Source organism: Roseateles sp. GW821-FHT09B06 (genome assembly GCF_059418245.1).
Genome location: NZ_JBWKPM010000008.1, coordinates 148265 through 174833, shown reverse-complemented (window position 1 = coordinate 174833; position 26569 = coordinate 148265). Strand labels below are relative to the sequence as shown.

The 26569-nt window shown below is 69.3% G+C and carries 24 protein-coding genes; 15 read left to right on the top strand and 9 right to left on the bottom strand.

Features of this window, described 5'->3' with window-relative positions:
- Positions 1-36 precede the first annotated feature (36 nt).
- Positions 37-1308, bottom strand: a complete 1272-nt coding sequence (gene urtA, locus AC07OQ_RS09915) for an urea ABC transporter substrate-binding protein (RefSeq protein ID WP_495052953.1) — start codon at positions 1306-1308, stop codon at positions 37-39.
- 154 nt (positions 1309-1462) lie between these two features.
- On the opposite strand from urtA, the gene AC07OQ_RS09910 reads away from it, so the two are divergent.
- The 3 genes from AC07OQ_RS09910 to AC07OQ_RS09900 all read left to right on the top strand — a co-directional run bounded on the left by AC07OQ_RS09910 (position 1463) and on the right by AC07OQ_RS09900 (position 3609).
- Positions 1463-2752, top strand: a complete 1290-nt coding sequence (locus AC07OQ_RS09910; RefSeq protein WP_495052952.1) for a PP2C family protein-serine/threonine phosphatase — start codon at positions 1463-1465, stop codon at positions 2750-2752.
- Between the two features lie 106 nt (positions 2753-2858).
- Positions 2859-3194, top strand: a complete 336-nt coding sequence (locus AC07OQ_RS09905; RefSeq protein ID WP_495052951.1) for an STAS domain-containing protein — start codon at positions 2859-2861, stop codon at positions 3192-3194.
- On the top strand, positions 3169-3609 hold the full coding sequence (locus tag AC07OQ_RS09900) for an ATP-binding protein (protein WP_495052950.1): 441 nt from the start codon (positions 3169-3171) through the stop codon (positions 3607-3609). Before AC07OQ_RS09905 ends, AC07OQ_RS09900 begins: the two co-directional genes overlap by 26 nt.
- A 179-nt stretch (positions 3610-3788) precedes the next feature.
- Here the strand turns inward: AC07OQ_RS09900 and AC07OQ_RS09895 are convergent, their stop codons facing one another.
- The gene (locus AC07OQ_RS09895; protein ID WP_495052949.1) at positions 3789-5066 is read right to left on the bottom strand and encodes a class I SAM-dependent methyltransferase; all 1278 of its coding nucleotides are present in this window, start codon (positions 5064-5066) and stop codon (positions 3789-3791) included.
- Positions 5067-5125: 59 nt separating this feature from the next.
- On the opposite strand from AC07OQ_RS09895, the gene AC07OQ_RS09890 reads away from it, so the two are divergent.
- On the top strand, positions 5126-6112 hold the full coding sequence (locus tag AC07OQ_RS09890; RefSeq protein ID WP_495052948.1) for a formylglycine-generating enzyme family protein: 987 nt from the start codon (positions 5126-5128) through the stop codon (positions 6110-6112).
- Between the two features lie 9 nt (positions 6113-6121).
- On the opposite strand, the gene AC07OQ_RS09885 is transcribed toward AC07OQ_RS09890, so the two are convergent.
- On the bottom strand, positions 6122-6793 hold the full coding sequence (locus tag AC07OQ_RS09885; protein ID WP_495052947.1) for a histidine phosphatase family protein: 672 nt from the start codon (positions 6791-6793) through the stop codon (positions 6122-6124).
- A gap of 133 nt (positions 6794-6926) precedes the next feature.
- On the opposite strand from AC07OQ_RS09885, the gene AC07OQ_RS09880 reads away from it, so the two are divergent.
- From AC07OQ_RS09880 to AC07OQ_RS09870, 3 genes are all read left to right on the top strand, one after another.
- Entirely contained in the window at positions 6927-7082 is a 156-nt protein-coding gene (locus AC07OQ_RS09880) for a hypothetical protein (protein ID WP_495052946.1), read from the top strand.
- Between the two features lie 196 nt (positions 7083-7278).
- Positions 7279-8949 (top strand): NAD(P)/FAD-dependent oxidoreductase, encoded by a 1671-nt coding sequence (locus AC07OQ_RS09875; RefSeq protein WP_495052945.1) that lies wholly within the window; start codon positions 7279-7281, stop codon positions 8947-8949.
- An 18-nt stretch (positions 8950-8967) separates the two neighbouring features.
- On the top strand, positions 8968-9747 hold the full coding sequence (locus tag AC07OQ_RS09870) for a substrate-binding periplasmic protein (protein ID WP_495052944.1): 780 nt from the start codon (positions 8968-8970) through the stop codon (positions 9745-9747).
- 26 nt (positions 9748-9773) lie between these two features.
- Here the strand turns inward: AC07OQ_RS09870 and AC07OQ_RS09865 are convergent, their stop codons facing one another.
- Entirely contained in the window at positions 9774-10793 is a 1020-nt protein-coding gene (locus AC07OQ_RS09865; RefSeq protein WP_495052971.1) for a response regulator, read from the bottom strand.
- A 25-nt stretch (positions 10794-10818) separates the two neighbouring features.
- On the bottom strand, positions 10819-14256 hold the full coding sequence (locus AC07OQ_RS09860) for a hybrid sensor histidine kinase/response regulator (protein WP_495052943.1): 3438 nt from the start codon (positions 14254-14256) through the stop codon (positions 10819-10821).
- Positions 14257-14383: 127 nt separating this feature from the next.
- Here AC07OQ_RS09860 and AC07OQ_RS09855 point away from each other — a divergent pair, with 127 nt between their 5' ends.
- The 7 genes from AC07OQ_RS09855 (at position 14384) to AC07OQ_RS09825 (ending at position 20139) form a co-directional block, all read left to right on the top strand.
- Complete coding sequence (locus AC07OQ_RS09855) at positions 14384-14686, top strand: urease subunit gamma (protein WP_495052942.1); 303 nt, start codon at positions 14384-14386, stop codon at positions 14684-14686.
- A 19-nt stretch (positions 14687-14705) separates the two neighbouring features.
- On the top strand, positions 14706-15278 hold the full coding sequence (locus tag AC07OQ_RS09850) for a HupE/UreJ family protein (RefSeq protein ID WP_495052941.1): 573 nt from the start codon (positions 14706-14708) through the stop codon (positions 15276-15278).
- On the top strand, positions 15275-15586 hold the full coding sequence (locus AC07OQ_RS09845; protein ID WP_495052940.1) for an urease subunit beta: 312 nt from the start codon (positions 15275-15277) through the stop codon (positions 15584-15586). The genes AC07OQ_RS09850 and AC07OQ_RS09845 overlap by 4 nt, the downstream gene beginning before the upstream one ends.
- An 88-nt stretch (positions 15587-15674) precedes the next feature.
- Positions 15675-17393 (top strand): urease subunit alpha, encoded by a 1719-nt coding sequence (gene ureC / locus AC07OQ_RS09840; RefSeq protein WP_495052939.1) that lies wholly within the window; start codon positions 15675-15677, stop codon positions 17391-17393.
- A 59-nt stretch (positions 17394-17452) separates the two neighbouring features.
- Positions 17453-18808, top strand: a complete 1356-nt coding sequence (locus AC07OQ_RS09835; protein WP_495052938.1) for a hypothetical protein — start codon at positions 17453-17455, stop codon at positions 18806-18808.
- 24 nt (positions 18809-18832) lie between these two features.
- Positions 18833-19417, top strand: coding sequence for an urease accessory protein UreE (gene ureE, locus AC07OQ_RS09830; RefSeq protein WP_495052937.1), 585 nt, complete (start codon positions 18833-18835; stop codon positions 19415-19417).
- Positions 19417-20139 (top strand): urease accessory protein UreF, encoded by a 723-nt coding sequence (locus AC07OQ_RS09825; RefSeq protein ID WP_495052936.1) that lies wholly within the window; start codon positions 19417-19419, stop codon positions 20137-20139. The genes ureE and AC07OQ_RS09825 overlap by 1 nt, the downstream gene beginning before the upstream one ends.
- A 93-nt stretch (positions 20140-20232) precedes the next feature.
- Here the strand turns inward: AC07OQ_RS09825 and argJ are convergent, their stop codons facing one another.
- The 4 genes from argJ to secA form a co-directional block, all read right to left on the bottom strand.
- Positions 20233-21462, bottom strand: coding sequence for a bifunctional glutamate N-acetyltransferase/amino-acid acetyltransferase ArgJ (gene argJ, locus AC07OQ_RS09820; RefSeq protein WP_495052935.1), 1230 nt, complete (start codon positions 21460-21462; stop codon positions 20233-20235).
- Between the two features lie 136 nt (positions 21463-21598).
- Positions 21599-22252, bottom strand: coding sequence for a PEP-CTERM sorting domain-containing protein (locus tag AC07OQ_RS09815; RefSeq protein WP_495052934.1), 654 nt, complete (start codon positions 22250-22252; stop codon positions 21599-21601).
- 38 nt (positions 22253-22290) lie between these two features.
- Positions 22291-22836 (bottom strand): hypothetical protein, encoded by a 546-nt coding sequence (locus tag AC07OQ_RS09810; RefSeq protein WP_495052933.1) that lies wholly within the window; start codon positions 22834-22836, stop codon positions 22291-22293.
- A gap of 219 nt (positions 22837-23055) precedes the next feature.
- A complete protein-coding gene (gene secA / locus AC07OQ_RS09805) occupies positions 23056-25800 on the bottom strand; it encodes a preprotein translocase subunit SecA (RefSeq protein WP_495052932.1) in 2745 nt (914 codons plus the stop codon).
- Between the two features lie 251 nt (positions 25801-26051).
- Here secA and AC07OQ_RS09800 point away from each other — a divergent pair, with 251 nt between their 5' ends.
- Positions 26052-26390, top strand: coding sequence for a hypothetical protein (locus AC07OQ_RS09800; RefSeq protein ID WP_495052931.1), 339 nt, complete (start codon positions 26052-26054; stop codon positions 26388-26390).
- Positions 26391-26569: the final 179 nt, after the last annotated feature.

The following is a 26569-nucleotide window of genomic DNA, read 5'->3' as shown; positions in this document are numbered from 1 at the left end:
CCCCTTGAGGGGGCGGCCGAAGGCCGTAGGGGGTGGTCAGCCCTTCACCGGTTCGTCTTTCTTGCCCTTGTTCTCGGGAATGAAGGGGCTCCAGGGCTGGGCCTTGACCGGACCCGGCGTCTTCCAGACCACATTGAACTGGCCGTCGGCCTTGACCTCGCCGATGAACACCGGCTTGTGCAGGTGGTGGTTCTTCGCGTCCATCGTGCTGGTGAAGCCGCCCGGCGCCTTGAAGGTCTGGCCGGCCATCGCGGCGATCACCTTGTCGGTGTCGGTACTCTTGGCCTTGGCGACCGCCTGCGCCCACATATGGAAGCCGATGTAGGTGGCCTCCATCGGGTCATTGGTCAGCGGCTTGTCCTTGTGGCCCGGGATGTTCTTGGCCTTGGCATAGGCGGCCCATTTCTTGGTGAATTCGGCATTGGCCGGGTTCTTCACCGACATGAAGTAGTTCCAGGCGGCCAGGTGCCCCACCAGCGGCTTGGTGTCGACGCCGCGCAGTTCCTCCTCGCCGACCGAGAAGGCCACCACCGGCACATCGGTCGCCTTCAGACCCTGGTTGCCCAACTCCTTGTAGAAGGGCACGTTGGAGTCGCCGTTGATCGTCGACACCACCGCGGTCTTCTTGCCCTCGGAGGCGAACTTCTTGATCTTGGCGATGATGCCCTGGTAGTCAGAGTGACCGAAGGGGGTGTACTCCTCCATGATGTCGGCCTCGGCGACGCCCTTGCTCTTCAGGAAGGCGCGCAGGATCTTGTTGGTGGTGCGCGGGTAGACGTAGTCGGTGCCCAGCAGCACGAAGCGGCGGGCAGCCCCGCCGTCCTTGCTCATCAGGTATTCCACCGCGGGAATCGCCTGCTGGTTCGGCGCGGCGCCGGTGTAGAACACATTCTTGCTGAGCTCCTCGCCCTCATACTGCACCGGATAGAACAGCAGCGAGTTCATCTCTTCGAACACCGGCAGCACCGACTTGCGCGACACCGAGGTCCAGCAGCCGAACACCGCGGCCACCTTGTCCTGCGCGATCAGCTGCTTGGCCTTCTCGGCGAACAGCGGCCAGTTCGAGGCCGGGTCCACGACGACGGGCTCCAGCTTCTTGCCCAGGAGGCCGCCCTTGGCATTGATCTCGTCGATGGCCATCAGCACCGTGTCCTTCAGCACGGTCTCCGAGATGGCCATCGTGCCCGAAAGACTGTGCAGCACGCCGACCTTGATGGTATCGGCGGCGTGGGCGGGCAGGCCCAGCGTGGCGGCCGCGCCCAGGGCGACGGCGGACAGGGTCAGGCTGCGGCGGGAAATCGGTTTCATGGCGGGGGCTCCTCGGGAGGGGTTGAGTCGGTCGGGCGCTACTGCAACAACTGGCCCGAGTCTCGGGAGCCCCCGCTCTTTCGGGAATACGCCATCCTGCGTAGTTGCCGGCGGTCGACGCCAGCAGCCTCGGGCGGCCACTTATCATCGACGCATGCAAACGACCCACTCGGCGGCGCAGCGCCTGTCGCTCCAGGACATGGAGGCCATCCTCGGGGTCACCCGGGCCCTGGCGGCGCCCTTCGATCTGCACCGCATGCTGGAGGAGGTCGCCGCGGCCGCCAGCCGGGTGCTGCGGGCCGAGCGGGCCTCGGTATGGCTGCACGATGCGGCCAGCGGCGAGCTCTATATCGAGGTCGCCAGCGATCTGCAGCGGGTCCGCCTGCCGGTCGGCACCGGCCTGGTGGGCCTGTGCGCCCGGGATCGCCGGGTGATCAATGTGCCGGACTGCTATGCCGATCCGCGCTTCAACCCCGAGATCGACCGCCGTTCCGGCTTCCACACGCGCTGCAGCCTGACCCTGCCGCTGATCGACCACCGCGGCGAGCTGGTGGGCGTGCTGCAGTTGCTGAACCGCGACGACGGCGCGTTCGATCCGGCGGACGAGGCGCTCGCCGACGCCCTGGCCGCCCAATGCGCGGTGGCGCTGTCGCGCGCCCGCATGGCCCAGGCCCTGCTGGCCGGCGAGCTGCTGCGGCGCGAGATGGAACTGGCCAGCGCGATGCAGCGCAGCATCCTGCCGGCCACGATGCCCGAGGTGCCGGGCTATGCCATGCACGGCAGCTTCTTGCCGGCCTCGCTGACCGGCGGCGACACCTACGATCTGGCCCTGATCGAGCAGGGGCTGCTGGTGGTGCTGGCCGACGCCACCGGGCATGGCGTGGCGCCGGCGCTGTCGGTGACGCGCATGCATGCGATGCTGCGCATGGCCCTGCGCCTGGGGGCCGACCTGGAGACCGTCTTCCGCCAGCTCAACGACCAGTTGGTGCAGACCCTGCCCGAAGGCCATTTCGTCACCACCTTCCTGGGCCTGATCGATGTGTCGACGCACCGGCTGCGCTTTCTCAGCGGCGGCCAGGGGCCGATCCTGCATTTCCATGCGGCCCAGGGCCAATGCACGGCCCATTCCGCCACCAGCTTCCCCCTCGGCGCGGCGCCGATACGCAAGCTGCGCCCGGCCGTGGAGCTCGAGCTGGCCGAGGGAGACTGGCTGGTGCTGCTGTCCGACGGCATCTACGAGTACGCCGACGGCGACGGCCTGCAGTTCGGGCGGGAGCGCGTCGAGCGGCTGGTCCTGGACTGCCGCGAGGCCTCCCCCGCCGAGCTGTCCGCCCGCCTGCTGGAGGCGGTCGGGGCACATGCGCGCGGCGCGCCGCAGGACGACGACATCACCATCGTGCTGATCAAGCGCGGCGCGTCGGGCGGATCGGCGGCCCATGAATGAGCGATCGGTAATGCGTCACCAAACCGTCACATGAGCCGCGCAGACTCGGAAGATTGCGCTCGGCAATACCCGCAGCCCCCATCTATCGGAGATGAAGACAGTGGACATGACCATGACCAAGCTCGACGGCCCGGTGACCTGCGTGCGTTTGAGCGGACGGCTTGACGCGCCCGGCGCCGACAGCATCGACGTACGCTTCACCGCCGCGGTGGCCGCACAGCAGGACAACGCCATCGTCGATCTGTCCGAGGTCACGTTCGTGGCCTCGATGGGGCTGCGCCTGCTGATCTCGGCGGCGCGCGGCCTGAGCGTGAAGGGCGGGAAGCTGGTGCTCTTCGGGGCCAACGAGATGGTGCGCTCGGTGTTCGAGGATGCGGCGCTGGACCAGCTGATCCCCTTTGTCCCCACCGAAGCCGATGCCCTTGCCGAGCTCGCCGCCTGATCCTGCCGCGCTGCGGCTCAGCGTTCCGAATGAGCTGGCTGCCATCGAGCCCGCTCGCTTGCGCATGCACGAGTTCATCGAGGGTCAGGGCCTGTCCGGGCGGCTGGTCTTCAAGCTCGAACTGGTGCTCGAGGAGACCCTGATGAACCGGCTGTGGCATGCCTTTCCCGAGGGCGGCCGCCACTGCACCGAGTTGACACTGACCCTGCAGCCCGATGCCCTCGTGCTGCGCATCGAGGACGAGGGCATCCCCTTCGACCCGCTGCAGGCGCCGGCACCGGCCGAGCCGCATTCGCTGGCCGAGGCCAGGCCCGGCGGCCTGGGCCTGATGCTGACCCGCAAGGCCGCCAGCGCCTGCCATTACGAGCGCGTCGGCGGCCGGAACTGCCTGACGATCGCCCTCCAGCGCCCCTGAATCCAGGCACGGCAAGGACGGCACCGCGGACAAGCGCTGGCTTGAGGGCGTGGGGCGAGCAGGGCGTGGCGCCGGAGCTGCCGAATCGCTGAGGCGATGCGCCGCGCACGGCCGCCGCTTGAGCCACGGCCGGCCCCGCGCGGGGCCGATGTGACCGGAGCGCCGGAACCGGCTCCGGCTCAGACCGGGCAGGCCGGCGCCGCGTCGTCCTCCTGGATCAGCGTCTCCAGGCATTGCTCCCGCAGCCCGTAGAAGCGCTTGATCTCGGCGATCTGGGCCAGCAGTTCGGGCCGGCGCGCCTCGGCCGCGGCCAGTGCCGCGCCGCTCTTCTTCACCGCCAGGATCATCTTGTTCTTGCTGGTGTGCTCCAGCGCGATGAACTCGAACACCTGGGTCTCGTAGCCCTGCGACTCCAAGAGCAGGGCGCGCAGCGAGTCGGTCACCATCTCGGCCTCCTGGCCCAGGTGGATGCCATGCTGCAGCATCGGCCGCAGCAGCGGCGGCGTCTGCATCTGCGGGCGGATCTGCTTGTGGCAGCAGGGCGAGCACATGATGATGGAGGCGCCGGCGCGCAGGCCCAGATGGATCGCGTAGTCGGTGGCGATGTCGCAGGCATGCAGCGCGATCATCACGTCCAGGCGCGCGGGCTGGTAATGGCGCACATCGCCCTGCACGAAGCGCAGGCCGGCCATGGCGTGCCCGGCTGCGGCGGCATTGCACAGCCGCACCATGTCCTCGCGCAGCTCGATGCCGCTGACCTCGGCCCGCCTGCCCAGGCCGCTCGTCAGCCAGTCGTGCATCGCGAAGGTCAGGTAGCCCTTGCCGGAACCGAAGTCGCTGACATGCACCTCGGGGCTGTCGGCCAGCGGGCTGCTCTTCAGCGCCGCGCTCATCACCTCGATGAACTTGTTGATCTGCTTCCACTTGCGCGACATGGCCGGCACCAGCTGGCGCTCGCTCCCCTTCCCCGCCGGTTCGTGGGTCAGGCCCAGATCGGTCCAGAAGGGCTTGTCGAGCGCGAGATAGCGCTGCTTCTCCTTGTCGTGCGTGGCGGCCGCCGGGGCGGGCTCGGCCTTGGCCGCCTTGCCCACCCGCAGGCTGGGCCTGCCCTTGCGGCTGAAGGCCAGCTGGATCTCCTGGCCCTGGGTCAGCAGGTGGGCGTTCAGGAACTGGCTGCCCAGCAGGCCGGCGATCAGATCCAGGCCCTCGGCCAGCGCGTGGTTCTTGGTGATGTCCTTGGTCTGGTAGCGCCACAGGAAGCTCAGGTGCGGCTCGCCGCGCAGCGCCACCTCGCGCACCATCAGGCGCTCCAGCTGCTCCTCCTTCGCCCCGCCGTGCTTGCTCAGCAGCAGCTTGACGAAGCCGCCATCGGCCAGCGCCGTCCGCAACAGGCGCAGGAAGCGCTGCTGGGCGTCGGCCTCGGCGGCGGGCGGCGGGGTGATCAGATCCGTGAACATCGCAGTCAAGAGAGCAAAGCCCGATTTTCCGTCATCGGCACGGGCCTAGCATGATGGCGATGAAATGGCCCTTGCTGCTCACCCTCCAGTTTTCCGTCCTGCCCGGCGCCCAGGCCCAGGACATCCAGCGCAACAGCCTGGGCATGGCCTTCGTCCGCATCCCCGCGGGCGAGTTCCTGATGGGCAGCGAGGAAAGCCCCGCGGCCCTGGCCGCCGCCTATCCGCAGCTGCCGCGCGAGCGCTTCGACCAGCTGGCCGACGAGGGGCCGGTACACAGGGTGCGCATCACCAAACCCTTCTGGCTGGGCCAGCATGAGCTGACCGTGGGCCAGTTCCGACGCTTCCTCGAAGCCTCGGGCTACCGGCCCGAATCCGAGGCCGACGGCAGCGGCGGCTATGGCTGGCGCGCCGACTACGACCCGGCCAGCAGCCGCCGCGGCGATGCCTTCGAGGGCCGCAGCCCGCGCTACTCGTGGCGCAACCCCGGCTTTCCCCAGACCGACGCGCACCCGGTCACCAACGTCACCTGGCACGACGCCCAGGCCCTGGCCGACTGGCTGACGAAGACCGAGGGCCGGCGCTACCGCCTGCCCACCGAGGCCGAATGGGAATACGCCTGCCGCGCCGGCACGCGCACGCGCTACGCCTCCGGCGACGATCCGCAGGGCCTCTTGAAGGCCGCCAACATCTTCGACGCCGACAGCGCCCGCCACTGGCCGCGCTGGCAAGACATGGCCCTGCGGGGCAGCGACGGCTTTGCCTTTACCGCACCGGTGGGCAGCTTCGCGCCGAACCCCTGGGGCCTGCACGATATGCATGGCAATGTCTGGGAATGGGTGGCCGACTGGCATGGCGACGACTACTACGCGCGCTCACCGGTCGACGATCCGCAGGGGCCGGAAAAGCCCGCCGAGGGCGGCGTCAAGGTGCGCCGCGGCGGCTCCTGGCACACCTGGGCCTTCTATGCCCGCGCCGCCTACCGCAACTGGAACGATCCCGGCACCCGCTACACGCTGGTGGGGATCCGCCTGCTCCGGGAGGACTGACCCGGAGCGTCAGGCGTAGGTCTGCAGGGAACGGGTCGCCTCGGTGTCCAGGTGCGGCAGGCTGTTGAAACTCTGCAGCATGTGGCGCTTGGGGTTGAACACGAACTCGCTCAGCGCGCTGTTGCGGATGCGCAGGTTCAGCTCGATGGCCGTGTCTCCCGGCGCCCCCAGCACCTGGGCCACCGCGGTGGCGATGGGCCCGCCGCTGGAAACGATCAGCACCTCTTGACCCGCGCATTGCTCGCGCACATGGGCCAGTGCAGCGGCCACGCCGGCGGCGAAGTCCGCATAGCTGGGCATGCCCTCGGGTCGCGTAGCGCCGCGCATCCAGGCCTGCAGGCCCTGGCGCAAGAGGCGGAAATGCTGCTTGACGCCTTCGGCATCGACCGGCTTCGCCAGCGGCCCGGGATGGATGGCATGGATCACCGCCTCGCTGTCGTATTCGTTAAGCCCCGGCCAGACCAGCGGCCGCGGCGCCTCGCCCAGCCCTGCGGCGATCGCCGCGAAGGACTGGTCATGGCGCCTCAGCGAGCCCATCAGCACCGCGTCGAAGCGCTGGCCGCGCGCGCGCCAGTACTCGCCCAACAGCCGGCATTGGCGGCCGCCCAGCTCGCTGAGCTGGTCGTAATCGGCCGCACCGAAACTGGCCTGGCCGTGACGGACGAGATGAAGCGTTCCCATGGCGCCATGATGGCCCTGCGCCGCGCCAAAAGCTGTCGCAAGGGCGACCTGCGCCGGCTCGGGTAAAATGCCGGCCTCTTTCGTCTTGGCGCGCCAACCCGGTCCCCGCCAGTCTTTTTCTACGGAGCCATTCATGGGCAACAAGATCAAAACCGAAGCCGACCGTCGCGCCACCCCGCGTCCCGCCGGCCTGTCCTTCACCCAAGGCCGCGGCCAGAAGAGCAGCCTGGAGCGCGGCTCGCACACCCGCAGCAAGAAGAACCCGGGCAAGCGCCCGCACAGCGGCTGACCCCTCGCCCAGGGGTACCTGGTCGGCCCCCCGAGGGGGCGCCGATCATGGCAGGGCAAGCCCGGCCATGACATCGGCTCAAGTCATCCTTGGGACGGCCCGGCGGATGCCTTGACACCGAATACCGAAGACACAGGCCCGGTCTAGACGCCCGGGCCTGTTTCGTTTCCACCCAGACATGCATTGATCGCTAACCATGATCCGCATCAACGAACTCCGCCTGCCGCTCGATCATGCCGAGCATGAGCTGCGTCCCGCCATCGTCGCCCGCCTTGGGCTGGCCGACGACGCGCAGCTGAAGTCCTTCAACGTCTTCCGCCGCGGCTATGACGCGCGCAAGAAGAGCGCCATCGTGCTGGCCTACACGATCGACTGCGAGGTGGCCGGCGACGAGGCCGCGCTGCTGAAGCGCCTGGAAGGCGACAAGAACATCCGTCCGACGCCGGACACCGAGTACAAGTTTGTCGGCCATGCGCCGGCCGACTTCTATGCGAACGAATCGAAGCTGCGTCCGGTCGTCGTCGGCTTCGGCCCCTGCGGCCTGATGGCGGCCCTGGTGCTGGCCCAGATGGGCCTGCGCCCCATCGTGCTGGAACGCGGCAAGCAGGTCCGCGAGCGCACCAAGGACACCTGGGGGCTGTGGCGCGAGAGCGAGCTGAACCCCGAGTCGAACGTGCAGTTCGGCGAGGGCGGCGCCGGCACCTTCTCGGACGGCAAGCTCTACAGCCAGATCTCCGACCCGCGCTTTCTCACCCGCAAGCTGCTGCAGGAGTTCGTCAAGGCCGGCGCGCCCGAGGAGATCCTGTTCGTCAGCAAGCCGCATATCGGCACCTTCCGCCTGGTGTCGATGATCATCAAGATGCGCGCCGAGATCGAGTCGCTGGGCGGCGAGATCCGCTTCAACCAGAAGGTTGCCGATCTGCAGATCGAAGATGGGCCCGACGGCAAACATGTCCGCGGCGTGACCTTGGCGTCCGGCGAGCAGTTGCGCGCCGACCGGGTGGTCCTGGCCCTGGGCCACAGCGCGCGCGACACCTTCCAGATGCTGCATGCGCGCGGCGTCTACATGGAGGCCAAGCCCTTCTCGATCGGCTACCGCATCGAGCACCCGCAGAGCATCATCGACGCGGCCCGCTTCGGCCCCAATGCCGGCAACGAGATCCTCGGCGCGGCCGACTACAAGCTGGTGCACCACGCGAAGAACGGCCGTTCGGTCTACAGCTTCTGCATGTGCCCCGGCGGCACCGTCGTGGCCGCCACCAGCGAGCCGGAGCGCGTGGTCACCAACGGCATGAGCCAGTACTCGCGCAACGAGCGCAACGCGAATGCCGGCATCGTCGTCGGCATCACGCCCGAGGACTACCGCCAGGACGGCAAGACGGACGGCAGCCCGGTCAATCCGCTCGACGGCATGGCCTTCCAGCGCATCTGGGAAAGCCGTGCCTACGAGCTGGGCGGCGGCGGCTACAAGGCCCCGGGCTCGCTGGTCGGCGATTTCATCAAGCGCCAGGTCAGCCGCGAGTTCGGCCATGTCGAGCCCAGCTACAAGCCCGGCGTCACCCTGACCGATCTGCAGGCCAAGGGCCGCGGCAGCCTGCCCGGCTATGCGCTGGACGCGATCCGCGAGGCCCTGCCGGCCTTCGAGCGCCAGATCAAGGGCTTCGCCATGGCGGATGCGGTGCTGACCGGGGTCGAGACCCGCACCTCCTCGCCGCTGCGCGTCACGCGCGGCCGCGACTACCAGAGCCTGAACGTCCGGGGCCTCTACCCGGCCGGCGAGGGTGCGGGCTATGCCGGCGGCATCATGTCGGCCGGCGTGGACGGCATCGAGGTGGCCGAGGCCCTGGGGCGCGAGCTGCTCGGCTGAGTCCTCGAGCTTGGCGCTATGCTCGATCCGATGATCCGGGCTCTTTCACTCTGCGCGCTGCTGGGAGTCGCCGCCACCTGCCGAGCCCTGCCGGGCGGCGACGAGACAACGCTGCGCTACTGCCTGGCGCCGCAGGCGGTGCCGCCCTATGTTGACCCGGTCGGTTTCCAGGGCCTGACCGAAAGGCTGGCCGCCGCGGCGGGCCAGCGCGTCGGCTTCCGGATCGAATTCGTCGTGATGCCGCGAGCCCGCTGCCGCGCGCTGCTGGGCCAGGGCGCGGTCGATGTCATGGCCGTGGCACCGGCGCCCGAGAACCTCGCGGTTGCCGAGTTCCCGCAGCGCGACGGCCATATCGACATGAGCCGCGCGCTGGTGGTCATGAACCTGGCCATGGTGCGCCGCCGCGGCGATCCCTTTCGTTGGGACGGGCGGCGTTTCGTCGGGCCCCAGCCGAGCGTGATCGGCGTGCGGCGCGGTGCGCCGGTGGTCCGGCAAGCGCTGCAGGTCGTCGCCATCCCGATCGACGAGGCGGCCAACGACAGCCAGCACACGCTGGCCAAGCTGGAGCGCGGCCGGGTCGACGTCGTGATCGGGATCAAGGCCGAGCTCGAGCTGGTGCTGGCCGAGAGCGGGAGCGCAAGGCTCGAGCTGGTCGAACCGACGCCGCCGCAGCAGATCATCGGCTTCGCCGCCGTGTCGCGATCCTTCTATGGCCGGCACCGCGAGCGGGTCGAGGCCTGGTGGCGCGAGATCGGTGCGCTGCGGGAGCGGCCCGAATACGCGGTCAAGGCGCGCTGAAGCGACGGCGGTGCAACGGCGGTGCATCAGCGCCCCGCGTCCAGCCCCCGCACGCGGCTCATCGCCAGCGCCGCCGCCGCGGTGCGGGTCTCGACGCCCAGCTTCTCGAACACATGCTCCAGATGCTTCTGCACCGTGCGCGGGCTGGAGCCGAGGATGTCGCCGATGTCCTGGTTGGTCTTGCCCTTGACCACCCAGTACAGCACCTCGGCCTCGCGCGCCGTCAGCTTGAAACCGTGGATCAGGCCGTCCAGCAGCGCGGCATCGTCGGCCTCGCGCATCACGATCAGCCACTGGCCCTCGCCCAGCGCGTCGGGATCGACCGCATGCAGCGTGAAGGACAGGCGCTTGGCGCCGCGCGAACCGGGCGCGGACAGCGGGGCGTCCTGACGCGCATCCTTGGCCAGCTGGGGCAACACGGTCAGCCCGGCCGGCTCGGCGCCGGCGCGCCGGCGCAGCGCCTCGCGGTGCAGCCACAGCAGCACCTCGGGCGGCAGGCGGCCGCGCTCGAAATGGCCGCCGCTGAAGTACTCGGCCATCAGCTGGCGCGCGAGCGCGGTCTGCCAGACGCAGCGGCCGTCCTGCTCGTGCACCGCCAGGCTGGCGTGGCCGAAGGCATCCAGCGCATTGCGGGCCTGGCGCTGCGCGCGCGCGCTGCGCAGATGGGCGGCAATGCGGGCCAGCACCTCGCGCGGGCGGATCGGCTTGGTCACATAGTCCACGCCGCCCGCGGCGAAGGCCGCCTCCACATGCTCGGTGTCCGAGAGGCCGGTCATGAAGATGATCGGCGCTGCCGCGGTGCGCGGGTCGGCCTTCAGCCGGCGTGCCACCTCGAAGCCGTCCAGGCCCGGCATCACGGCGTCCAGCACCACCACGTCGGGCGGCAGCTGCGCCGCGCTTTCCAGCGCCGCCTGGCCATCGAAGGCCACCAGCACGGTGTAGCCGGCCTCGTCCAGCGAGTCGTGCAGGAGGGCCAGGTTGTCGGGCACGTCGTCGACGATCAGCACGCGCTCGGCATGCGAGGCGACGGGGGGATTGGGCAGCAGGTCTTTGTTGTGGTCTTCGGTCACGCTAGTCTCCACCCGCTTCCGATTGCAAGGCCCGTGCCACCAGCCGGCTCATCGCCTGCAGCTGGAATTCGCGCGCCAGCGCACGCAGTTCGGCGACGAAATCGCCGCAGGCGCCATCCTCGGCGGCCATGCGGTCCAACTGCTCGCGGATGCCCTTCACATGGCCCTGCTGCAGCCGCTGCTGCAGCAGCTCCAGGCTGGCGCGCGAAGGCAGGCCGCGCGGCACCGCGAGCGCCGGCAAGGTCGGAGCGATGGGGGCGATGGGGGCGGCGGGCTCGCGCAGCCGCCATTGCAGGTTCAGCCGATGCCCCAGCCAGTCCAGCAGCTCGTCCACCCGCACCGGCTTCAGGATGAAGTCCTCGGGGCGGATGTCGAGGCCGTTCTCCAGCCCGCGGTCGAAGGCATTGGCCGAGACGATGGCGGCCGGTGCGTCCGACAGGCCCTGCGCGCGGATCGCCGCCAGGGTCTGCCAGCCGTCCAGGCCCGGCATCGCCAGGTCCAGCAGCAGGGCCTCGGCGGGCCAGTCGCGCAAAATTTCGAGCGCCGCGGCGCCGCCGGCCGCCATGCGCAGCTCGAAACCCAGCGGCTCCAACACATTCACCAGCAGCTGGCGATCGGCCTCCTCGTTATCCACCACCAGCAGGCGCCGCGCCGGCCCCTCGAAGCCGATGCGTGCCGCGCGCCGCTTCTGCATCGCCAGCGCGCCCTCGTGCAGACGCGGCAGGAAGAGCTTGAGCTCGAAGCGCGTCCCCTCGCCCGGCATGCTGTGCACCTTCAGTTCGCCGCCCATCAGATCGCTCAGCATCTTCGCGATCGTCAGGCCCAGGCCGGTGCCGGCGCCGCTGGCCTGGTTGCCGCGCTCGAAGGGCTCGAACGCCCGCGCCAGCTCTTCGGCGCTCATGCCCGGCCCGGTGTCGGCGATCTCGAAACGCGCCATCTCGTTGGAATAGGCCAGGCGCAGCGAGACGCTGCCGGTGGCCGTGAACTTGATCGCATTGCCCAGGATGTTGATCAGGATCTGCTGCACGCGCTTGCCGTCGGCGCGCACCCATTCCGGCAGGCCGGCCGGCGCCGCATAGACGAATTCCAGGCCCTTGGCCCGGGCCTGCAGGGACAGCAGGCGCACCAGGTCCTCGATCGCCTCGCCGAAGGCCCAGGGCCCGGGCTCCAGCTTGAAACGGCCGGCCTCGATGCGGGCCAGGTCCAGGCTGCCCTCGATCAGCGACAGCAGATGCTCGCCGCCGCGGCGTATCACCGTGACGGCCTGGCGGCGGTGTGCCGGCATGCGCTCGTCCTCGTCGAGGATCTGGGCATAGCCGAGGATCGAGTTCAGCGGCGTGCGCAGTTCGTGGCTGATGCTGGTGATGTAGCGGGTCTTGGCCTCGTTGGCGGCCTCGGCCACGACCTTGGCCTGCTGCAGCTGGGCGTCGGTGCGGCGGTGCGACTCGATCTCCTCGTGCAGGGCCTGGCTCTGGCGGCGCGACTCCTCCTGCGCCACCTGGCGGCTCTTGTGCGTCAGCACCAGCCACCAGCCGATCACGCCCGACAGCAGCAGCAGCGCCACCAGGGCCTTGGCATAGGAGGCGCGCAGATGCGGAGCCAGGGCGGCGCCGGCCGCGGCGCCGAGCCGGCTCAGCTCATGCTGGTAGAGCAGGCCGAACAGCAGCAGCAGCACCGGCAGCACCAGGGCCATCAGCCCGAGGTACTGGATCAGCCCGCTGTCCAGCAGCGGCCAGAGACGCTGGGGCAGCAGCCGCTGCAGCAGGCCGCGCGCCTGCACGGCCAGGCGGGCATCGGGCTTGCACAGATCCTCGCAGCGCGCGTCCAGCGAGCAGCACAGCGAGCAGATCGCGCCGCGGTAGGCGGGGCATTGCGCCATGTCCTCGCCCTCGTATTCGCGCTCGCAGACCACGCAATGCTGTTTCAGGCGCTGGTAGGACAGCTCGCTGCATCGGGCGATGTAGTAGCGGCCCCGGGTGGCCCAGGCGAGCAGCGGCGAGCAGACCATGGCCGTCACCAACGCAATCAGCGCCGAGAAGGCCTGGGCCATGGAACCGAACACCCCGAGATGCGCGCTGATCGACAGCAGCGAGGCCATCGCCATCGCGCCGACGCCCACCGGGTTGACATCGTAGAGATGCGCGCGCTTGAACTCGATGCCCGGCGGCGACAGGCCCAGCGGCTTGTTGATCACCAGATCGGCCACCACCGTCATGATCCAGGCGATCGCGATATTGGCATAGAGGCCCAGCACCCGGTCCAGCGCCTGGATGAGCTCCATCTCCATCAGCAGCAGCGCGATCAGGGTGTTGAACACCACCCAGACCACGCGGCCCGGATGGCTGTGGGTCAGGCGCGCGAAGAAGTTGCTCCAGGCCAGCGAGCCGGCATAGGCGTTGGTGACGTTGATCTTCAGCTGCGACACGATCACCAGCAGCGCGGTGGCCGCCACCGCCCAGCCCGGGCGGCCGAACACCGTGTCATAGGCCACCAGGTACATCTGGTTCGGGTCCACCGCGCGCTCGGCGGGCACCATCAGCTGCAGGGCCAGATAGGCCAGCAGGGCTCCGCCCAGCATCTTCAGCACGCCGACGATCACCCAGCCCGGCCCGCCGACGAACACCGCGGCCCACCAGCGCCAGCGCTTGCGGCCCGGCTCGGGGGCCGGCATGAAGCGCAGATAGTCGGCCTGCTCGCCCATCTGGGTGATCAGCGCGATGCCCACCGTCATCGCCGCGCCGAACAGCGGCAGCCGGAATTCGCCACCCGTGCCATGCACGCCGGCATAGCCCTGGATCTGCGTGGTCAGCTCGGGGTAGCGGCCGAACACGTAGAGATAGGGCAGGATCAGCAGCGCCAGCCAGAGCGGCTGGGTCCAGACCTGCAGCCGGGCGATCGCGGTCACGCCATGGGTCACCAGCGGCAGCACCACCAGGGCGCAGATCAGGTAGCCCCAGGCGGGAGGGATGTCGAAGGCCAGCTCCAGCGCATAGGCCATGATGGCGGCCTCCAGCGCGAAGAAGATGAAGGTGAAGCTGGCGTAGATCAGGCTGGTCAAGGTCGAACCGATATAGCCGAAGCCGGCGCCGCGGGTCAGCAGGTCCATGTCCACGCCGTAGCGCGCGGCATAGACGCTGATCGGCCAGCCGGCCAGCAGAATGATCAGCCCGGTGGCCAGGATCGCCCAGAAGGCGTTGGCGAAGCCGTATTCCACCAGCAGGGTGGCGCCCACCGCCTCCAGCACCAGGAAGGAGGCCGCGCCGAAGGCCGTGTTGGCCACCCGGCCGGCCGACCAGCGCCGGAAGGCATGCGGCGTGAAGCGCAGCGCATAGTCCTCCAGCGTCTCGCGCGCCACCCAGGCGTTGTAGTCCCGGCGGATCTTGATGACACGCTGGACGGGTTCACCGGGGCTCTGAACGGAGGCGGGCTGCGGCGGCATGCTCTTTCCCTATCAAGACCCGTGCCTTGCTTGGCACCGATCCTGCGAGAGCCCCCGCCATGGAACTGACCCCGCGCGTTCAGCCGCAGGCTGCTCGGGCTGACTAATATGAATCGAGCGTAGCGAGATGGAACTCACGCCCCGAGAAAAAGACAAGCTGCTGATCTTCACGGCCGCCCTGCTGGCCGAGCGCCGCAAGGCCCGCGGCCTGAAGCTGAACTACCCCGAGGCCGTGGCCCTGATCAGCGCCGCCATCATGGAGGGCGCGCGCGACGGCCGGAGCGTCGCCGCGCTGATGAGCGAGGGCAAGACCGTGCTGACGCGCGCCGACGTGATGGACGGCATCGCCGAGATGATTCCCGAGATCCAGGTCGAGGCCACCTTCCCCGACGGCACCAAACTGGTGACCGTGCACCAACCGATCGCATAAACCGGAGCGACGCACCAAGATGACGAGCAAGACCACGCAAGTCCTGGCCCTCGTGGCCCTGAGCGGCGCCAGCGGGCTGGCCCTGGCCCATGGGGGCATCGATGCCGGGGCACACCACGGCTTCGCCGCGGGCCTGAGCCATCCCTTCACCGGCCTGGACCATCTGGCCGCGATGCTGGCCGTCGGCATCTGGAGCGCCGGCTCGGCGCGCCGGCAATGGCTGGCACCGCTGGTCTTCGTCACGATGCTGCTGGCCGGTGCGCTGCTGGCCCGGTCCGGCATCGCCTTGCCGGCGGTGGAACCGATGATCGCCGGCTCCCTGCTGGTCGTCGGCGCCCTGCTGCTGTCGCCCAAGCAGCTGCCGGTCGCGGCCGGCAGCCTGGCGCTGGGCGGCTTCGCGCTCTTTCATGGTGCGGCCCATGGCCAGGAGCTGGGCGGCGCGGGTTCGGGCATGGCCGGCATGGTGCTGGGCACGGCGCTGCTGCACGGCCTGGGCATCGCGCTGGGCCATGGACTGCGTCGCTGGTCGCCGTGGCTGCCGCGTGCGGCGGGAGCCGGCGTCGCGCTGCTGGGCCTGGGGTTGCTCGCATGATCCCGGGGGAACTGCTGATCGACGACGAGAGCGCCATCCATGAACTCAACCCAGGCCGGCGCACCTTGAGCCTGGTGGTGGAGAACGCCGGCGACCGGCCCATCCAGGTCGGCTCGCATTACCACTTCGCCGAGACCAATGGCGCGCTGCGCTTCGACCGCCAGGCCGCGCACGGCATGCGGCTGAACATCGCCTCCGGCACCGCGGTGCGCTTCGAGCCGGGCCAGCAGCGCACGGTCGAGCTGGTGGACTATGCCGGCGAGCGCCAGGTCTGGGGTTTCCGCGGCCTCGTTCAGGGAAGTTTGTGATGGCACCGAGCGCAGCGCCGGGCCGTCCCAAGCAAGCGAGCATCCCCTCGGGGAACCAGCGGCGGTACTCCGCCGATGAGGGGCAAACATGAAAATCGGAAAACGCGCCTACGCCGAGATGTTCGGGCCGACCGTGGGCGACCGCCTGCGCCTGGCCGATACCGCGCTGGTGATCGAGGTCGAGCAAGACCTGACCCTGCGCGCAGGCGGCTACGGCGAAGAGGTCAAATTCGGCGGCGGCAAGGTGATCCGCGACGGCATGGGCCAATCGCAGCGCATCAACGGCCCCGGTCCCGGCGACGCGGTGGATTGCGTGATCACCAATGCGCTGATCATCGACCACTGGGGCATCGTCAAGGCCGACATCGGCATCCGCGGCACCCGCATTGCCGCGATCGGCAAGGCCGGCAACCCGGACGTGCAGCCGGGCGTCGACATCGTGATCGGCCCGGGCACCGAGGTGATCGCGGCCGAAGGGCTGATCGTCACGGCCGGCGCGATCGACACGCATATCCACTTCATCTGCCCGCAGCAGATCGAGGAGGCGCTGATGTCGGGCGTCACCACGATGATGGGCGGCGGCACCGGCCCGGCCACCGGCACCTTCGCCACCACCTGCACGCCGGGGCCGGAGAACATCAGGCGCATGCTGCAGGCGGCCGATGCCTTTCCGATGAACATCGGCCTGCTCGGCAAGGGCAATGCGAGCCGGCCGGAGGCCCTGCGGCAGCAGGTCGAGGCCGGCGCGATCGGCCTGAAGCTGCACGAGGACTGGGGCACGACGCCGGCCGCGATCGACTGCTGCCTGTCGGTGGCGGAGGAAACCGACACCCAGGTCTCGATCCACAGCGACACGTTGAACGAGAGCGGCTTCGTCGAGGACACGGTGGCCGCGACGAAGGGCCGCACCCTGTGCGCCTTCCACACCGAGGGCGCCGGCGGCGGCCATGCGCCGGACATCATGCGCGTGGTCGGCGAGGCGAACTTCCTACCCTCCTCCACCAACCCGACGATGCCCTACACCGTCAACACGGTGGACGAGCATCTGGACATGCTGATGGTCTGCCACCACCTGGACGCCAGCGTGGCCGAGGACCTGGCCTTCGCCGAGAGCCGGATCCGCCGCGAGACCATCGCGGCCGAGGACGTGCTGCACGACCTGGGCGCGATCTCGATGTTCTCGTCCGACAGCCAGGCGATGGGCCGGGTCGGCGAGATGGTGATGCGCTGCTGGCAGACCGCGCACAAGATGAAGCTGCAGCGCGGCGCGCTGAGCGGAGATAGTGAGCGCAACGACAACGAGCGGGTCAAGCGCTATATCGCCAAGATCACGATCAACCCGGCGCTCTCGCATGGCGCGGCGCATGAGGTGGGCTCGATCGAGGTGGGCAAATGGGCCGACCTGGTGTTCTGGCGCCCGGCCTTCTTCGGCGTCAAGCCCAGCCTGATCCTGAAGGGCGGCTTCATCGCCGCGGCCGCGATGGGCGATCCGAACGCCAGCATCCCGACGCCGCAGCCGGTGCATTACCGGCCGATGTTCGGCAGTTTCGGCAAGGCCGTGCACGGTGGCTCGCTGAGCTTCGTCTCGCAGGCCGGTCTGGCCGCCGCTCAGGGCTACGGCCTGGCCAAGACCCTGGCCGCGGTGCGGGGCAACCGCAAGCTGACCAAGCGCGACATGGTGCGCAACGACTACCTGCCGCAGATGCAGATCGACGCCCAGACCTACGAGGTGCGTGCCGACGGCCAGATCCTCGGCTGCGAACCGGCCCGGGAACTGCCGATGGCGCAGCGCTACTTCCTGTTTTAAGGCGCTTTTCCGCGCTTTTCCGCGCTTCGCCGCGCCCCGTTTGAGGCACCATCCCGCGCATGGATCGTCTGGCCGAACAGGTGGTGGCGTGGCACAACCGCAGCCCCCTGGCAAAGCGCATCACCATCTACGACGTCCACACCATCGGTGTGGTGGCCCTGCCCTTCATGCATGGAGGCGGCGGGCGCCCGGTCACGCCCCGCACGGGGCCTGCCGGGCCGATCGAACCGGTGCTGGACGAGGCGGCACCGACCGAGACCGCCCAGCCTGACCCGCCCCCCGCAGACGCCGCGCCGGCCGGCGCCGCGCCGGCGCGCGTGCAGGTCCTGCTGGAGCGGCTGCGCGGGCTGATACCCGGCGGCAGCGGCGCGGACCGGCCGCTGTTCAGCGAACGTTTCATCAACCGGCTGTCGCCGCGCCGCGTCGCGCGCTTCGCGATGCGCCATGGCCATGTGCAAGCCCCCGGCGCGGCCGACTGGCCGCAGCGCGTGGTGGCGGTCGACGACGAGCTGCTGGCACGCGCCACCGGCGCCTGGCCCTACGAACGCTATCTGATGAGTGCCGGCATCGACGCCGGCGCCTCGCGCTCCCGCGTGCTGCTGGCCTATGGCGCGGGCAGCCAGCTCCATGTGCTGGGGCGGCGCTGCCTGAACCCGATGGCGCTGCTGACCCTGGCCGGCCTGCTGCTGCTGCTGCTGGCCCTGCCGATCGGCCTGCTGAGCCGCAGCCCCGGCGATGCGCCGACCGCCGCTGCAGCAGCCTCTTCCGCTGCCTCGGCGGTTTCGGCGGTTTCGGCGACCATGGCCGCAGCCGCGGCCGCCACCGCGGTCGCCCCGTCCGCCCCGCTGCCCGCGGCCGCAGCCTCGGCGCCGGAAGGCCTGCCGGCATCGGCGCCCCTGGCACCTGGTTCGCCCGCTTCGACCGCTGCGGCGGCCGGGTCGGCGATCGCCGCGGTCGAGGCCGCCAGCGCGCCGGCCTCGGTGCCCGACATCCGCCCGCAACTGGTGCCGCGTCGCCAGGCTGCGACGCCGCGCCCGGCCGGCGCCTCGGCCCCCGCGGCCCAGCCGGTAGCCCCGACCCAGGCGGCAGCGACCGCAGCGGCCTCCTCGATGCTGGCCGACGAACTGAACCGTCCGGCGGGTCGGGCCTCGTCCCCCATGGTGGCCGGCGGCAAGCAGGTGGCCCTGGTGGGGCCGGCCAGCGCCAGCAAGGCCGAGGCCGAGGCCCTGCTGGAGCGCATGCGCGGCCAGTTGGGCCAGACCATGCGCGAGCCCGGCGCGCTGCAGGCCCAGGTGTTCCAGACCCACGAGGGCTGGCGCGCCGCGATCTGGCCCTTCGGCAGCCGCGAGGAGGCGCAGCTGATCAATGCCACGCTGGTGGCACGGGGCTTGCGGACCAAGGCCGTCGACTTCTAGGACTTCTGCCCTACAGTGGCGCCTATGCTGACCGTCAACAAACTTCTTCCCCAGGGCCGCGGCCTGGCGCCGGTACTGCTCAAGCGCGCCGCCGGCATCGAGCTGGACTGGGACCTGCGCCAGAAAAGCCGCTTCGATGCCACCGACGACCGGGGCCGCCGGCTGGGCGTGTTCCTGCCGCGCGGCACCGTGGTGCGCGGCGGCGATGTGCTGGTGGCCGAGGACGGCTCGCTGGTGCGCGTCGCGGCCGCACCGCAGCCGGTGCTGGAGGTGCGCGCCTGCGCCGAGCATGGCTCACCCTTCGATCTGCTGCGCGCCGCCTACCACCTGGGCAACCGCCATGTGCAGCTGGAGCTCAGGCCCGACCGTCTGTTGCTGGAGCCCGACCATGTGCTGGCCGAGATGCTGCGCATGATGCACCTGATCGTCAGCGAGACCACGGCCGCCTTCGAGCCCGAGAGCGGCGCCTATGCCGCCGGGGGGCACGCGCATGGGCATGGCCACCACGATCACGCGCACGGCGACGGCCATGCACCGGCACGCGGCAAGCCCGTGGGCATCGCCGTGGCCGCGGCGCCGCATGTGCACGGCCCCGGCTGCAAGCACTGATGCCCCGCGTTCGCCGCGCGCCGGCGCCGCCCAGCGCCGGTGCCTGGCTGCAGCTGATGCAGCTGGCCTCGCCGGCCCTGCCGGTGGGGGGCTTCAGCTATTCCGAGGGCCTGGAGGCCGCGGTCGAAGCGGGCCGGGTCAGCGGCGAGGCCGAGGCATGCGCCTGGCTGCTGGACCAGCTGAGGCTGGCCCTGGGCCGCGCCGACCTGCCGGCCTGCGCCGGCGCGATGCGTGCCTGGCAGCGCCAGGACCTGGAGCGCATCGCCGAACTCAATGACTGGGTGCTGCAGACCCGCGAGACCAGCGAGCTGCGTCTGCAGAGCGAGCAGATGGGCCGCTCGCTGCTGGAATGGCTGCGCAACAAGGGACAGCTCAACGAGGCCGCGAGCACCCAGCTGCGGGCCCTGGCCGCACTGAAGCCGGCGCCCAGCTGGCCGGTGGCCTTCGGCCTGGCCGCGGCGCAGACCGGCGCGCCGCTGCGCGAGGCCATGCTGGCCCATGCCTTCGGCTGGGCCGAGAACATGGTGAGCGCGGCGATCAAGGCCGTGCCGCTGGGCCAGAGCGCCGGCCAGCGCATGCTGGAAGCGCTGAGCGAGGCCATCCCCGCCGTCGTCGACGCGGCGCTGGCCCTGCCCGACAGCCAGCGCCAGGCCTTCACGCCCGGGCTGGCCATCCTGTCGGCCCAGCACGAGGCGCAGTACTCGCGCCTGTTCCGCTCCTGATGGCAGCTTGATGCCCCAGCCCGTGGATCCGGCTGCGCCGGTCCATCGGGCTGGCCCCCTTTGAGGGGGCGCGCGCAGCGCGTAGGGGTTGGGTCAGGACCTGTAGTCGGCGTTGATGCTGACGTAGTCGTGGCTCAGATCGCAGGTCCACACGGTGGCCTCGGCCGGGCCGCGGTGCAGGTGCACGCGCACCGTGATCTCGGCCCGCTGCATCACGCTTTGGCCATCTTCCTCGCGGTAGCCGGGATGGCGACCGCCCTTGGTGACCACATGCACATCGTCCAGGTGCATCTCGATCAGGGTCTGGTCCAGATCGGCGATGCCGGCATAGCCGACCGCGGCCAGGATGCGGCCCAGATTCGGGTCGCTGGCGAAGAAGGCGGTCTTGACCAGCGGCGAATGCGCGATCGCATAGGCGGCCAGCTGGCATTCGGCCGGGTCGCGCCCGCCCTCGATCTTCACGGTGATGAACTTGGTGGCGCCCTCGCCGTCGCGCACGATGGCCTGCGCCAGCTGCTGCGACACCGCGATCACCGCCTCGCGCAGGATCTGGCCCTCGGGGCTGGACAGCGACTCGATGCGGGCATGCGCCGCCTTGTTGGTGGCGATCAGCACGAAGGAATCGTTGGTCGAGGTGTCGCCGTCGATCGTGATGCGGTTGAAGCTGGCGTCGGCGGCCTCGGTCACCAGGGCCTGCAGCAGTTCGGGCGCGATGTTGGCGTCGGTGGCCACATAGCCCAGCATGGTCGCCATGTTCGGACGGATCATGCCGGCGCCCTTGGAGATGCCAGTGACCGTAACGGTCTGGCCGCCGATCTGCACCTGGCGCGAGGCGGCCTTGGGCAGGGTGTCGGTGGTCATGATGCCGGCGGCGGCCTCGGCCCAGTTGTCGGGCCGCAGCGCGGCCAGCGCGGCGGGCAGGCCGGCGATGACGCGCTCCACCGGCAGGGTTTCCATGATCACGCCGGTCGAGAACGGCAGGATCTGGCTGGGCGCGACGCCCAGCTGCTCGGCCAGCGCCGCGCAGCTCTGGCGCGCGCGCGCCAGGCCGTCCTCGCCGGTGCCGGCATTGGCATTGCCGGTGTTGACCAGGATGGCGCGGATGCCGGCACCCGCCTCCAGGTGCTCGCGGCAGATCTGCACGGGGGCCGCGCAGAAGCGGTTCTTCGTGAACACGCCGGCCACCGCCGATCCTTCATCCAGCACCACCACGGTCAGGTCGCGCCGGTTGGCCTTGCGCACGCCGGCCATCGTGACCCCCAGCCGCAGGCCGGGCACGGGATGCAGGGAAGCGGGATCGGGGGCGGTCAGGTTGACGGGCATGGCGGTCTCGGGAGCGGAGGGCAGGTCGAAGGGAAAGGAGGGGTTGGCGCAGATTGTAGGGAGGTATCAACGACAAAGGGCTCCCGAGGGAGCCCTTGCCTGCGCCGCGGCGGCGCGGAAGAGGAAGCGGAAGACTTCAGCGCGCGCGGCGACGCGCCACGAAGCCGATGGCCGCCAGCCCCGCCAGCAGCAGGGCATAGCTCTCGGGCTCGGGGACGGCGCTGACGGTCAGCAGATCCTGGTAGGTGCCGCTCTCCAGCTTGGTCAGCGTGTACTTGGGCGCGCCCTGGTAGCCCGCCGCGAGCTGCAGCAGGCCATTCACCTGGCCCAAGAAGGCCGCATCCTCGGCGGTGCTGCTGTCCAGGTTCAGATAGGCGAACTGGAAGTTGCCGCTGGCGGCGTTGAGCGTGCCGCTGGTCTCGTGCGTGATCTCCCAGATCGCGGTCTGGAAGGCGGCCTTGTCCTGCTGGGTCGTCAGGCCCGCATAGCTGCTGGAGAACAGGCCCTGCAGCAGACCGGCCTGGGCGCCGCCCAAGCTGCCCGCGGCATAGACCTGGTAGCCGGCCACCGCATGGCTCTGGCCCAGCTCGATGCAGAAGGCCTCGAAGCTGCCCGTGCTGCCCTGCAGCTGGTACTGCATGCCGCCGGTCAGATAGTCCTGGACATAGGCGTCGTCAAAGACGGTGGTGATCGCCAGACCGGTGGTCTGGTTGTACTTCAGGTCCAGCGCAGAGGTCGTACCGGCGGCCAGCAGGGCCAGGACGGCGACCAGAGACTTGGTGGTGTGCATGCGGTGCTTTCGAGACTGGAGGTGGCGGCAATCCACGATCAGCGCGCCTGGCGCCGGGCGGCGCGGCGGCCGACCAGCATCAGGGCGCCGAGGGCGCCCAGGGCCAGGGCCAGGGATTGCGGCTCCGGCACGACACTCAGGGTGCCGGCTCCCAGCAGCGAGCTGTTGAACTTGTTGCTGTAGTTGTTGAGCTTGACGGTCACGTCCCACTCACCCGCACTCAGCATGACCGGGCTCAGTTCATAGGTCCAGTGCCAATGGGTGATATTGCCCTTCTTGCCGGGCGTGCTCTGCTGGTCGACGCTGACGGCGAGGAACTTGTACTCGTCATCGGTCAGGTCGAAGAGGTAGTCGACCCCATCCTTGCTCAGCTGCACCGATTCGATGACGACATTGTCTTTCTTGTTCGACACCGACTTCAGCCAGCCGTTGAACATGGAGTCCTTCTCCACGTTCAGGGTGTAGGAGACGGCCCAGGGTTCGCTGCCGTCCAGCGCCTTTTCCGTGAACGCCACCGGTCCGGCCGCGGCCAGCGAGGCTGTCAGGGCCAGTGCGAGGGAGACAGATGCGGCTTTGAGCTTCATGGTCGGAGGGCTTGCGCCGTGGACTTGGGTTGAGAGTCCGGTGCGGAAGACATCCCGCACCGTTGGACTTCACTTTAGGGGGGAGACCTTGACAAGCGCACCCCTCATCCACGTGCCCTTGGCGCGAAATGTGCGAACTGCGTCACATCCAACCCTCATCCGGAGGGGGCGCGGCCCGCGACAAGGCGGCCTCGAGGGCCGCGCCCGCCTCAAGCCGGCTCAGTTCAACCTGCCATGGCAGGCCTTGTACTTCTTGCCGCTGCCGCAGGGGCAGGGATCGTTGCGGCCGACATGGCCGAAGGCCGGTGCCGGGTCTTGCGTCGCGGCATCCTGGGAAATCGACCCATCCTCGTTGGGATGGGTGTAGGTCACGTTGCTGACGCTGTCGACGCGCTGTTCGATCGCCTCGGCGGCGGCCGAGGCCTCCTCCTGGCTCTGGATGCGCACGTTCAAGAGCACGCGCGTGACCTCCATCTTCACCACGTCCAGCAGCTGCGAGAACAGCTCGAAGGCCTCGCGCTTGTATTCCTGCTTGGGGTTCTTCTGCGCGTAGCCGCGCAGATGGATGCCCTGGCGCAGGTAGTCCAGCGCGGCCAGATGCTCGCGCCAATGCTGGTCGATGCTCTGCAGCAGCACCATGCGCATGAAGGGCGTGAACTGCTCCAGGCCGACGCGCTCCAGCTTGTCGGCGAACAGCGCGTCGCCGGCGGCGACCACCTTCTCGAGGATTTCCTCGTCGGTGATGGAGTCGCTGCCGGACACCAGGGCCTGCAGGTCCAGGTCGACCTGCCACTCGTCCCGCAGCACGCGCTGCAGGCCCGGCAGGTCCCACTGCTCCTCCAGGCTCTCGGCAGGCACGAAGCTGCGCACCACGTCGGTCAGGGCGCTGGTGCGCAGATTGCCCATCTGGGCCACCAGGCTCTCGGCCTCGAGGATGTCGTTGCGCTGCTGGTAGATGACCTTGCGCTGGTCGTTGGAGACGTCGTCGTACTCGAGCAGCTGCTTGCGGATGTCGAAGTTGCGGCCTTCAACCTTGCGCTGCGCGCTCTCGATCGAGCGGGTCACGATGCCGGCCTCGATGGCCTCGCCCTCGGGCATCTTCAGGCGGTCCATGATCGCGCGCACGCGGTCGCCGGCGAAGATGCGCATCAGCGGATCGTCCAGCGACAGGTAGAAGCGCGAGGAACCCGGGTCGCCCTGACGGCCCGAACGGCCGCGCAGCTGGTTGTCGATGCGGCGGCTCTCGTGGCGCTCGGTGGCGATGATGCGCAGGCCGCCCTCGGCCTTGACCTTGTCGTGCAGGCCATGCCATTCGCTTTCCAGCTGCTGGATGCGGGCCGCTTTGTCGGGTTCGGCCAGGGCCGAATCCGCCTCGACGAACTGGATCTGCTTCTCGACATTGCCGCCCAGCACGATGTCGGTGCCGCGGCCCGCCATATTGGTGGCGATCGTGATCACGCCCGGGCGGCCGGCCTGGGCCACGATCTCGGCCTCGCGGGCATGCTGCTTGGCGTTCAGCACCTGGTGCGGCAGCTTGGCCTGCTGCAGCAGCTTGGAGATCAGCTCGGAATTTTCCACCGAGGTGGTGCCCACCAGCACCGGCTGGCCGCGCTCGTGGCATTCGCGCACGTCCTTGATCACCGCATCGAACTTCTCCTGGTTGGTCTTGTAGACCAGGTCCAGCTCGTCCTTGCGGATCGTGGGGCGGTTCGGCGGGATCACCACGGTTTCCAGGCCGTAGATCTCCTGGAACTCGTAGGCCTCGGTGTCGGCCGTGCCGGTCATGCCGGCGAGCTTGCCGTACATGCGGAAGTAGTTCTGGAAGGTGATCGAGGCCAGGGTCTGGTTCTCGCTCTGGATCGCCACGCCCTCCTTGGCCTCGACGGCCTGGTGCAGGCCGTCACTCCAGCGCCGGCCCTTCAGCATGCGGCCGGTCATCTCGTCGACGATGGTCACCTCGCCGTCCTGCACCACGTAATGCTGGTCCTTGTGGAACACATGATGCGCGCGCAGGGCGGCATACAGGTGGTGCATCAGGCTGATGTTGGCGGCCTCGTAGAGGCTGGCGCCCTCGGGCAGCAGGCCGGCCTGGGTCAGCAGCTTCTCGGCGTTCTCGTGACCGTCTTCGGTCAGGTAGATCTGGTTGGACTTCTCGTCGACCGTGAAGTCGCCCGGATCGATCACGCCCTCGCCGGTGCGCAGGTCCAGCTCGCCGATCTGCTTCTTCAGCAGGGGCGCGACCTTGTTGATCGTCAGGTAGACGTCGGTCTGGTCGTCGGCCTGACCCGAGATGATCAGCGGCGTGCGTGCCTCGTCGATCAGGATCGAGTCCACCTCGTCGACGATCGCGTAGGCCAGGCCGCGCTGCACGCGATCGGCGGTCTCGTAGACCATGTTGTCGCGCAGGTAGTCGAAGCCGTACTCGTTGTTGGTGCCGTAGGTCACGTCGGCACGGTAGGCGGCCTGCTTCTCCTCGCGCGGCATGTGCGGCAGGTTGATGCCCACGGTCAGGCCGAGGAAGTTGTAGAGCTTGCCCATCCACTCGGCATCGCGGCGCGCCAGGTAGTCGTTCACCGTCACCAGATGCACGCCCCTGCCCGCCAGCGCATTCAGGTAGACCGGCAAGGTGGCCATCAGCGTCTTGCCCTCGCCGGTGCGCATCTCGGCCACCTTGCCGGCATTCAGCACCATGCCGCCGATCAGCTGCACGTCGAAATGGCGCATCTTCAGCACGCGCTTGCCGCCCTCGCGCACCACGGCAAAGGCCTCGGGCAGGATGGCGTCCAGCGACTCGCCGCCGGCCACGCGCTGCTTGAATTCCTCGGTCTTGGCGCGCAACTCCTCGTCGCTCAGGGCCTCGAACTGGGGCTCCAGCGCATTGATCTGCTGCACCACGCGGCGGTATTGCTTGAGCAGCCGGTCATTGCGGCTACCGAAAATCTGGGTGAGAAGCTTGGGCAACATGCAGCGTTCGAGGTTTGGACATCGACCGGCCGGAATGCCTCGTGGGCACGGCCTGCAACCGGTCTGTTTGTTGGTGGGCTGTTCTTAGGCGGATCTGCCGTGCCAGCTGAGGGCGGCGCGCGCAATTGCAATACATCCCGCAATCGATCCGCTAGCCAGCCCCTGCAGCCTGGCCGCAGAAAAACCCGCCGAGTTTAGCACCGGCACCCCCGGACTCCCCGGGGGCGGGGGCCCACGATTACACTGAGCCCATGCGTCCCGCCTTCCGCCCACCGCCTGCACCGAAAGCCGTGCCCGATCCGCTGCCGATCGGCTCGGCGCTGGCCCAGCATCAGGGGCTGGCGCGCCTGGGCGTGCTGCTGCGGGAGTCGAACCGGCGCATGGCCATCGTCGGCGTGGCGCTGCCGGGCGCGTTGCGGCGTTTCGTGCAGGCCGGCCCGATCGACGAGGAAGGCTGGACCCTGCTGGCGGCCAATGCCGCCGTGGCGGCCAAGCTGCGTCAGCTACAGCCGCGCCTGCTGGAATTGCTGGCCGAACAGGGCATACCGCCGGCCAAGCTGCGCATCAAGGTGCTGCAGCAGCAGCCCTGAGAGGGCCCTGGCGGGCGGCGCGGAAGAAGATGGTGCCGGCTATCGGATTCGAACTGATGACCTACCGCTTACAAGGCGATATCGTACTGAGATACTACCTTCGTAAGTGATTGATTGGCAAGCACTTTTTCCTCTCACTATTTATACGCAAACCCGCGTTTGGTCTCCGTTTGGTGAAA

What these genes read in the sequence shown, in the direction of transcription:
- urtA (WP_495052953.1), bottom strand. Translation starts at nt 1,308, where the DNA reads ATGAAACCGATTTCCCGCCGCAGCCTGACCCTGTCCGCCGTCGCCCTG.
- AC07OQ_RS09910 (WP_495052952.1), top strand. Translation starts at nt 1,463, where the DNA reads ATGCAAACGACCCACTCGGCGGCGCAGCGCCTGTCGCTCCAGGACATG.
- AC07OQ_RS09905 (WP_495052951.1), top strand. Translation starts at nt 2,859, where the DNA reads ATGACCATGACCAAGCTCGACGGCCCGGTGACCTGCGTGCGTTTGAGC.
- AC07OQ_RS09900 (WP_495052950.1), top strand. Translation starts at nt 3,169, where the DNA reads ATGCCCTTGCCGAGCTCGCCGCCTGATCCTGCCGCGCTGCGGCTCAGC.
- AC07OQ_RS09895 (WP_495052949.1), bottom strand. Translation starts at nt 5,066, where the DNA reads ATGTTCACGGATCTGATCACCCCGCCGCCCGCCGCCGAGGCCGACGCC.
- AC07OQ_RS09890 (WP_495052948.1), top strand. Translation starts at nt 5,126, where the DNA reads ATGAAATGGCCCTTGCTGCTCACCCTCCAGTTTTCCGTCCTGCCCGGC.
- AC07OQ_RS09885 (WP_495052947.1), bottom strand. Translation starts at nt 6,793, where the DNA reads ATGGGAACGCTTCATCTCGTCCGTCACGGCCAGGCCAGTTTCGGTGCG.
- AC07OQ_RS09880 (WP_495052946.1), top strand. Translation starts at nt 6,927, where the DNA reads ATGGGCAACAAGATCAAAACCGAAGCCGACCGTCGCGCCACCCCGCGT.
- AC07OQ_RS09875 (WP_495052945.1), top strand. Translation starts at nt 7,279, where the DNA reads ATGATCCGCATCAACGAACTCCGCCTGCCGCTCGATCATGCCGAGCAT.
- AC07OQ_RS09870 (WP_495052944.1), top strand. Translation starts at nt 8,968, where the DNA reads ATGCTCGATCCGATGATCCGGGCTCTTTCACTCTGCGCGCTGCTGGGA.
- AC07OQ_RS09860 (WP_495052943.1), bottom strand. Translation starts at nt 14,256, where the DNA reads ATGCCGCCGCAGCCCGCCTCCGTTCAGAGCCCCGGTGAACCCGTCCAG.
- AC07OQ_RS09855 (WP_495052942.1), top strand. Translation starts at nt 14,384, where the DNA reads ATGGAACTCACGCCCCGAGAAAAAGACAAGCTGCTGATCTTCACGGCC.
- AC07OQ_RS09850 (WP_495052941.1), top strand. Translation starts at nt 14,706, where the DNA reads ATGACGAGCAAGACCACGCAAGTCCTGGCCCTCGTGGCCCTGAGCGGC.
- AC07OQ_RS09845 (WP_495052940.1), top strand. Translation starts at nt 15,275, where the DNA reads ATGATCCCGGGGGAACTGCTGATCGACGACGAGAGCGCCATCCATGAA.
- ureC (WP_495052939.1), top strand. Translation starts at nt 15,675, where the DNA reads ATGAAAATCGGAAAACGCGCCTACGCCGAGATGTTCGGGCCGACCGTG.
- AC07OQ_RS09835 (WP_495052938.1), top strand. Translation starts at nt 17,453, where the DNA reads ATGGATCGTCTGGCCGAACAGGTGGTGGCGTGGCACAACCGCAGCCCC.
- ureE (WP_495052937.1), top strand. Translation starts at nt 18,833, where the DNA reads ATGCTGACCGTCAACAAACTTCTTCCCCAGGGCCGCGGCCTGGCGCCG.
- AC07OQ_RS09825 (WP_495052936.1), top strand. Translation starts at nt 19,417, where the DNA reads ATGCCCCGCGTTCGCCGCGCGCCGGCGCCGCCCAGCGCCGGTGCCTGG.
- argJ (WP_495052935.1), bottom strand. Translation starts at nt 21,462, where the DNA reads ATGCCCGTCAACCTGACCGCCCCCGATCCCGCTTCCCTGCATCCCGTG.
- AC07OQ_RS09815 (WP_495052934.1), bottom strand. Translation starts at nt 22,252, where the DNA reads ATGCACACCACCAAGTCTCTGGTCGCCGTCCTGGCCCTGCTGGCCGCC.
- AC07OQ_RS09810 (WP_495052933.1), bottom strand. Translation starts at nt 22,836, where the DNA reads ATGAAGCTCAAAGCCGCATCTGTCTCCCTCGCACTGGCCCTGACAGCC.
- secA (WP_495052932.1), bottom strand. Translation starts at nt 25,800, where the DNA reads ATGTTGCCCAAGCTTCTCACCCAGATTTTCGGTAGCCGCAATGACCGG.
- AC07OQ_RS09800 (WP_495052931.1), top strand. Translation starts at nt 26,052, where the DNA reads ATGCGTCCCGCCTTCCGCCCACCGCCTGCACCGAAAGCCGTGCCCGAT.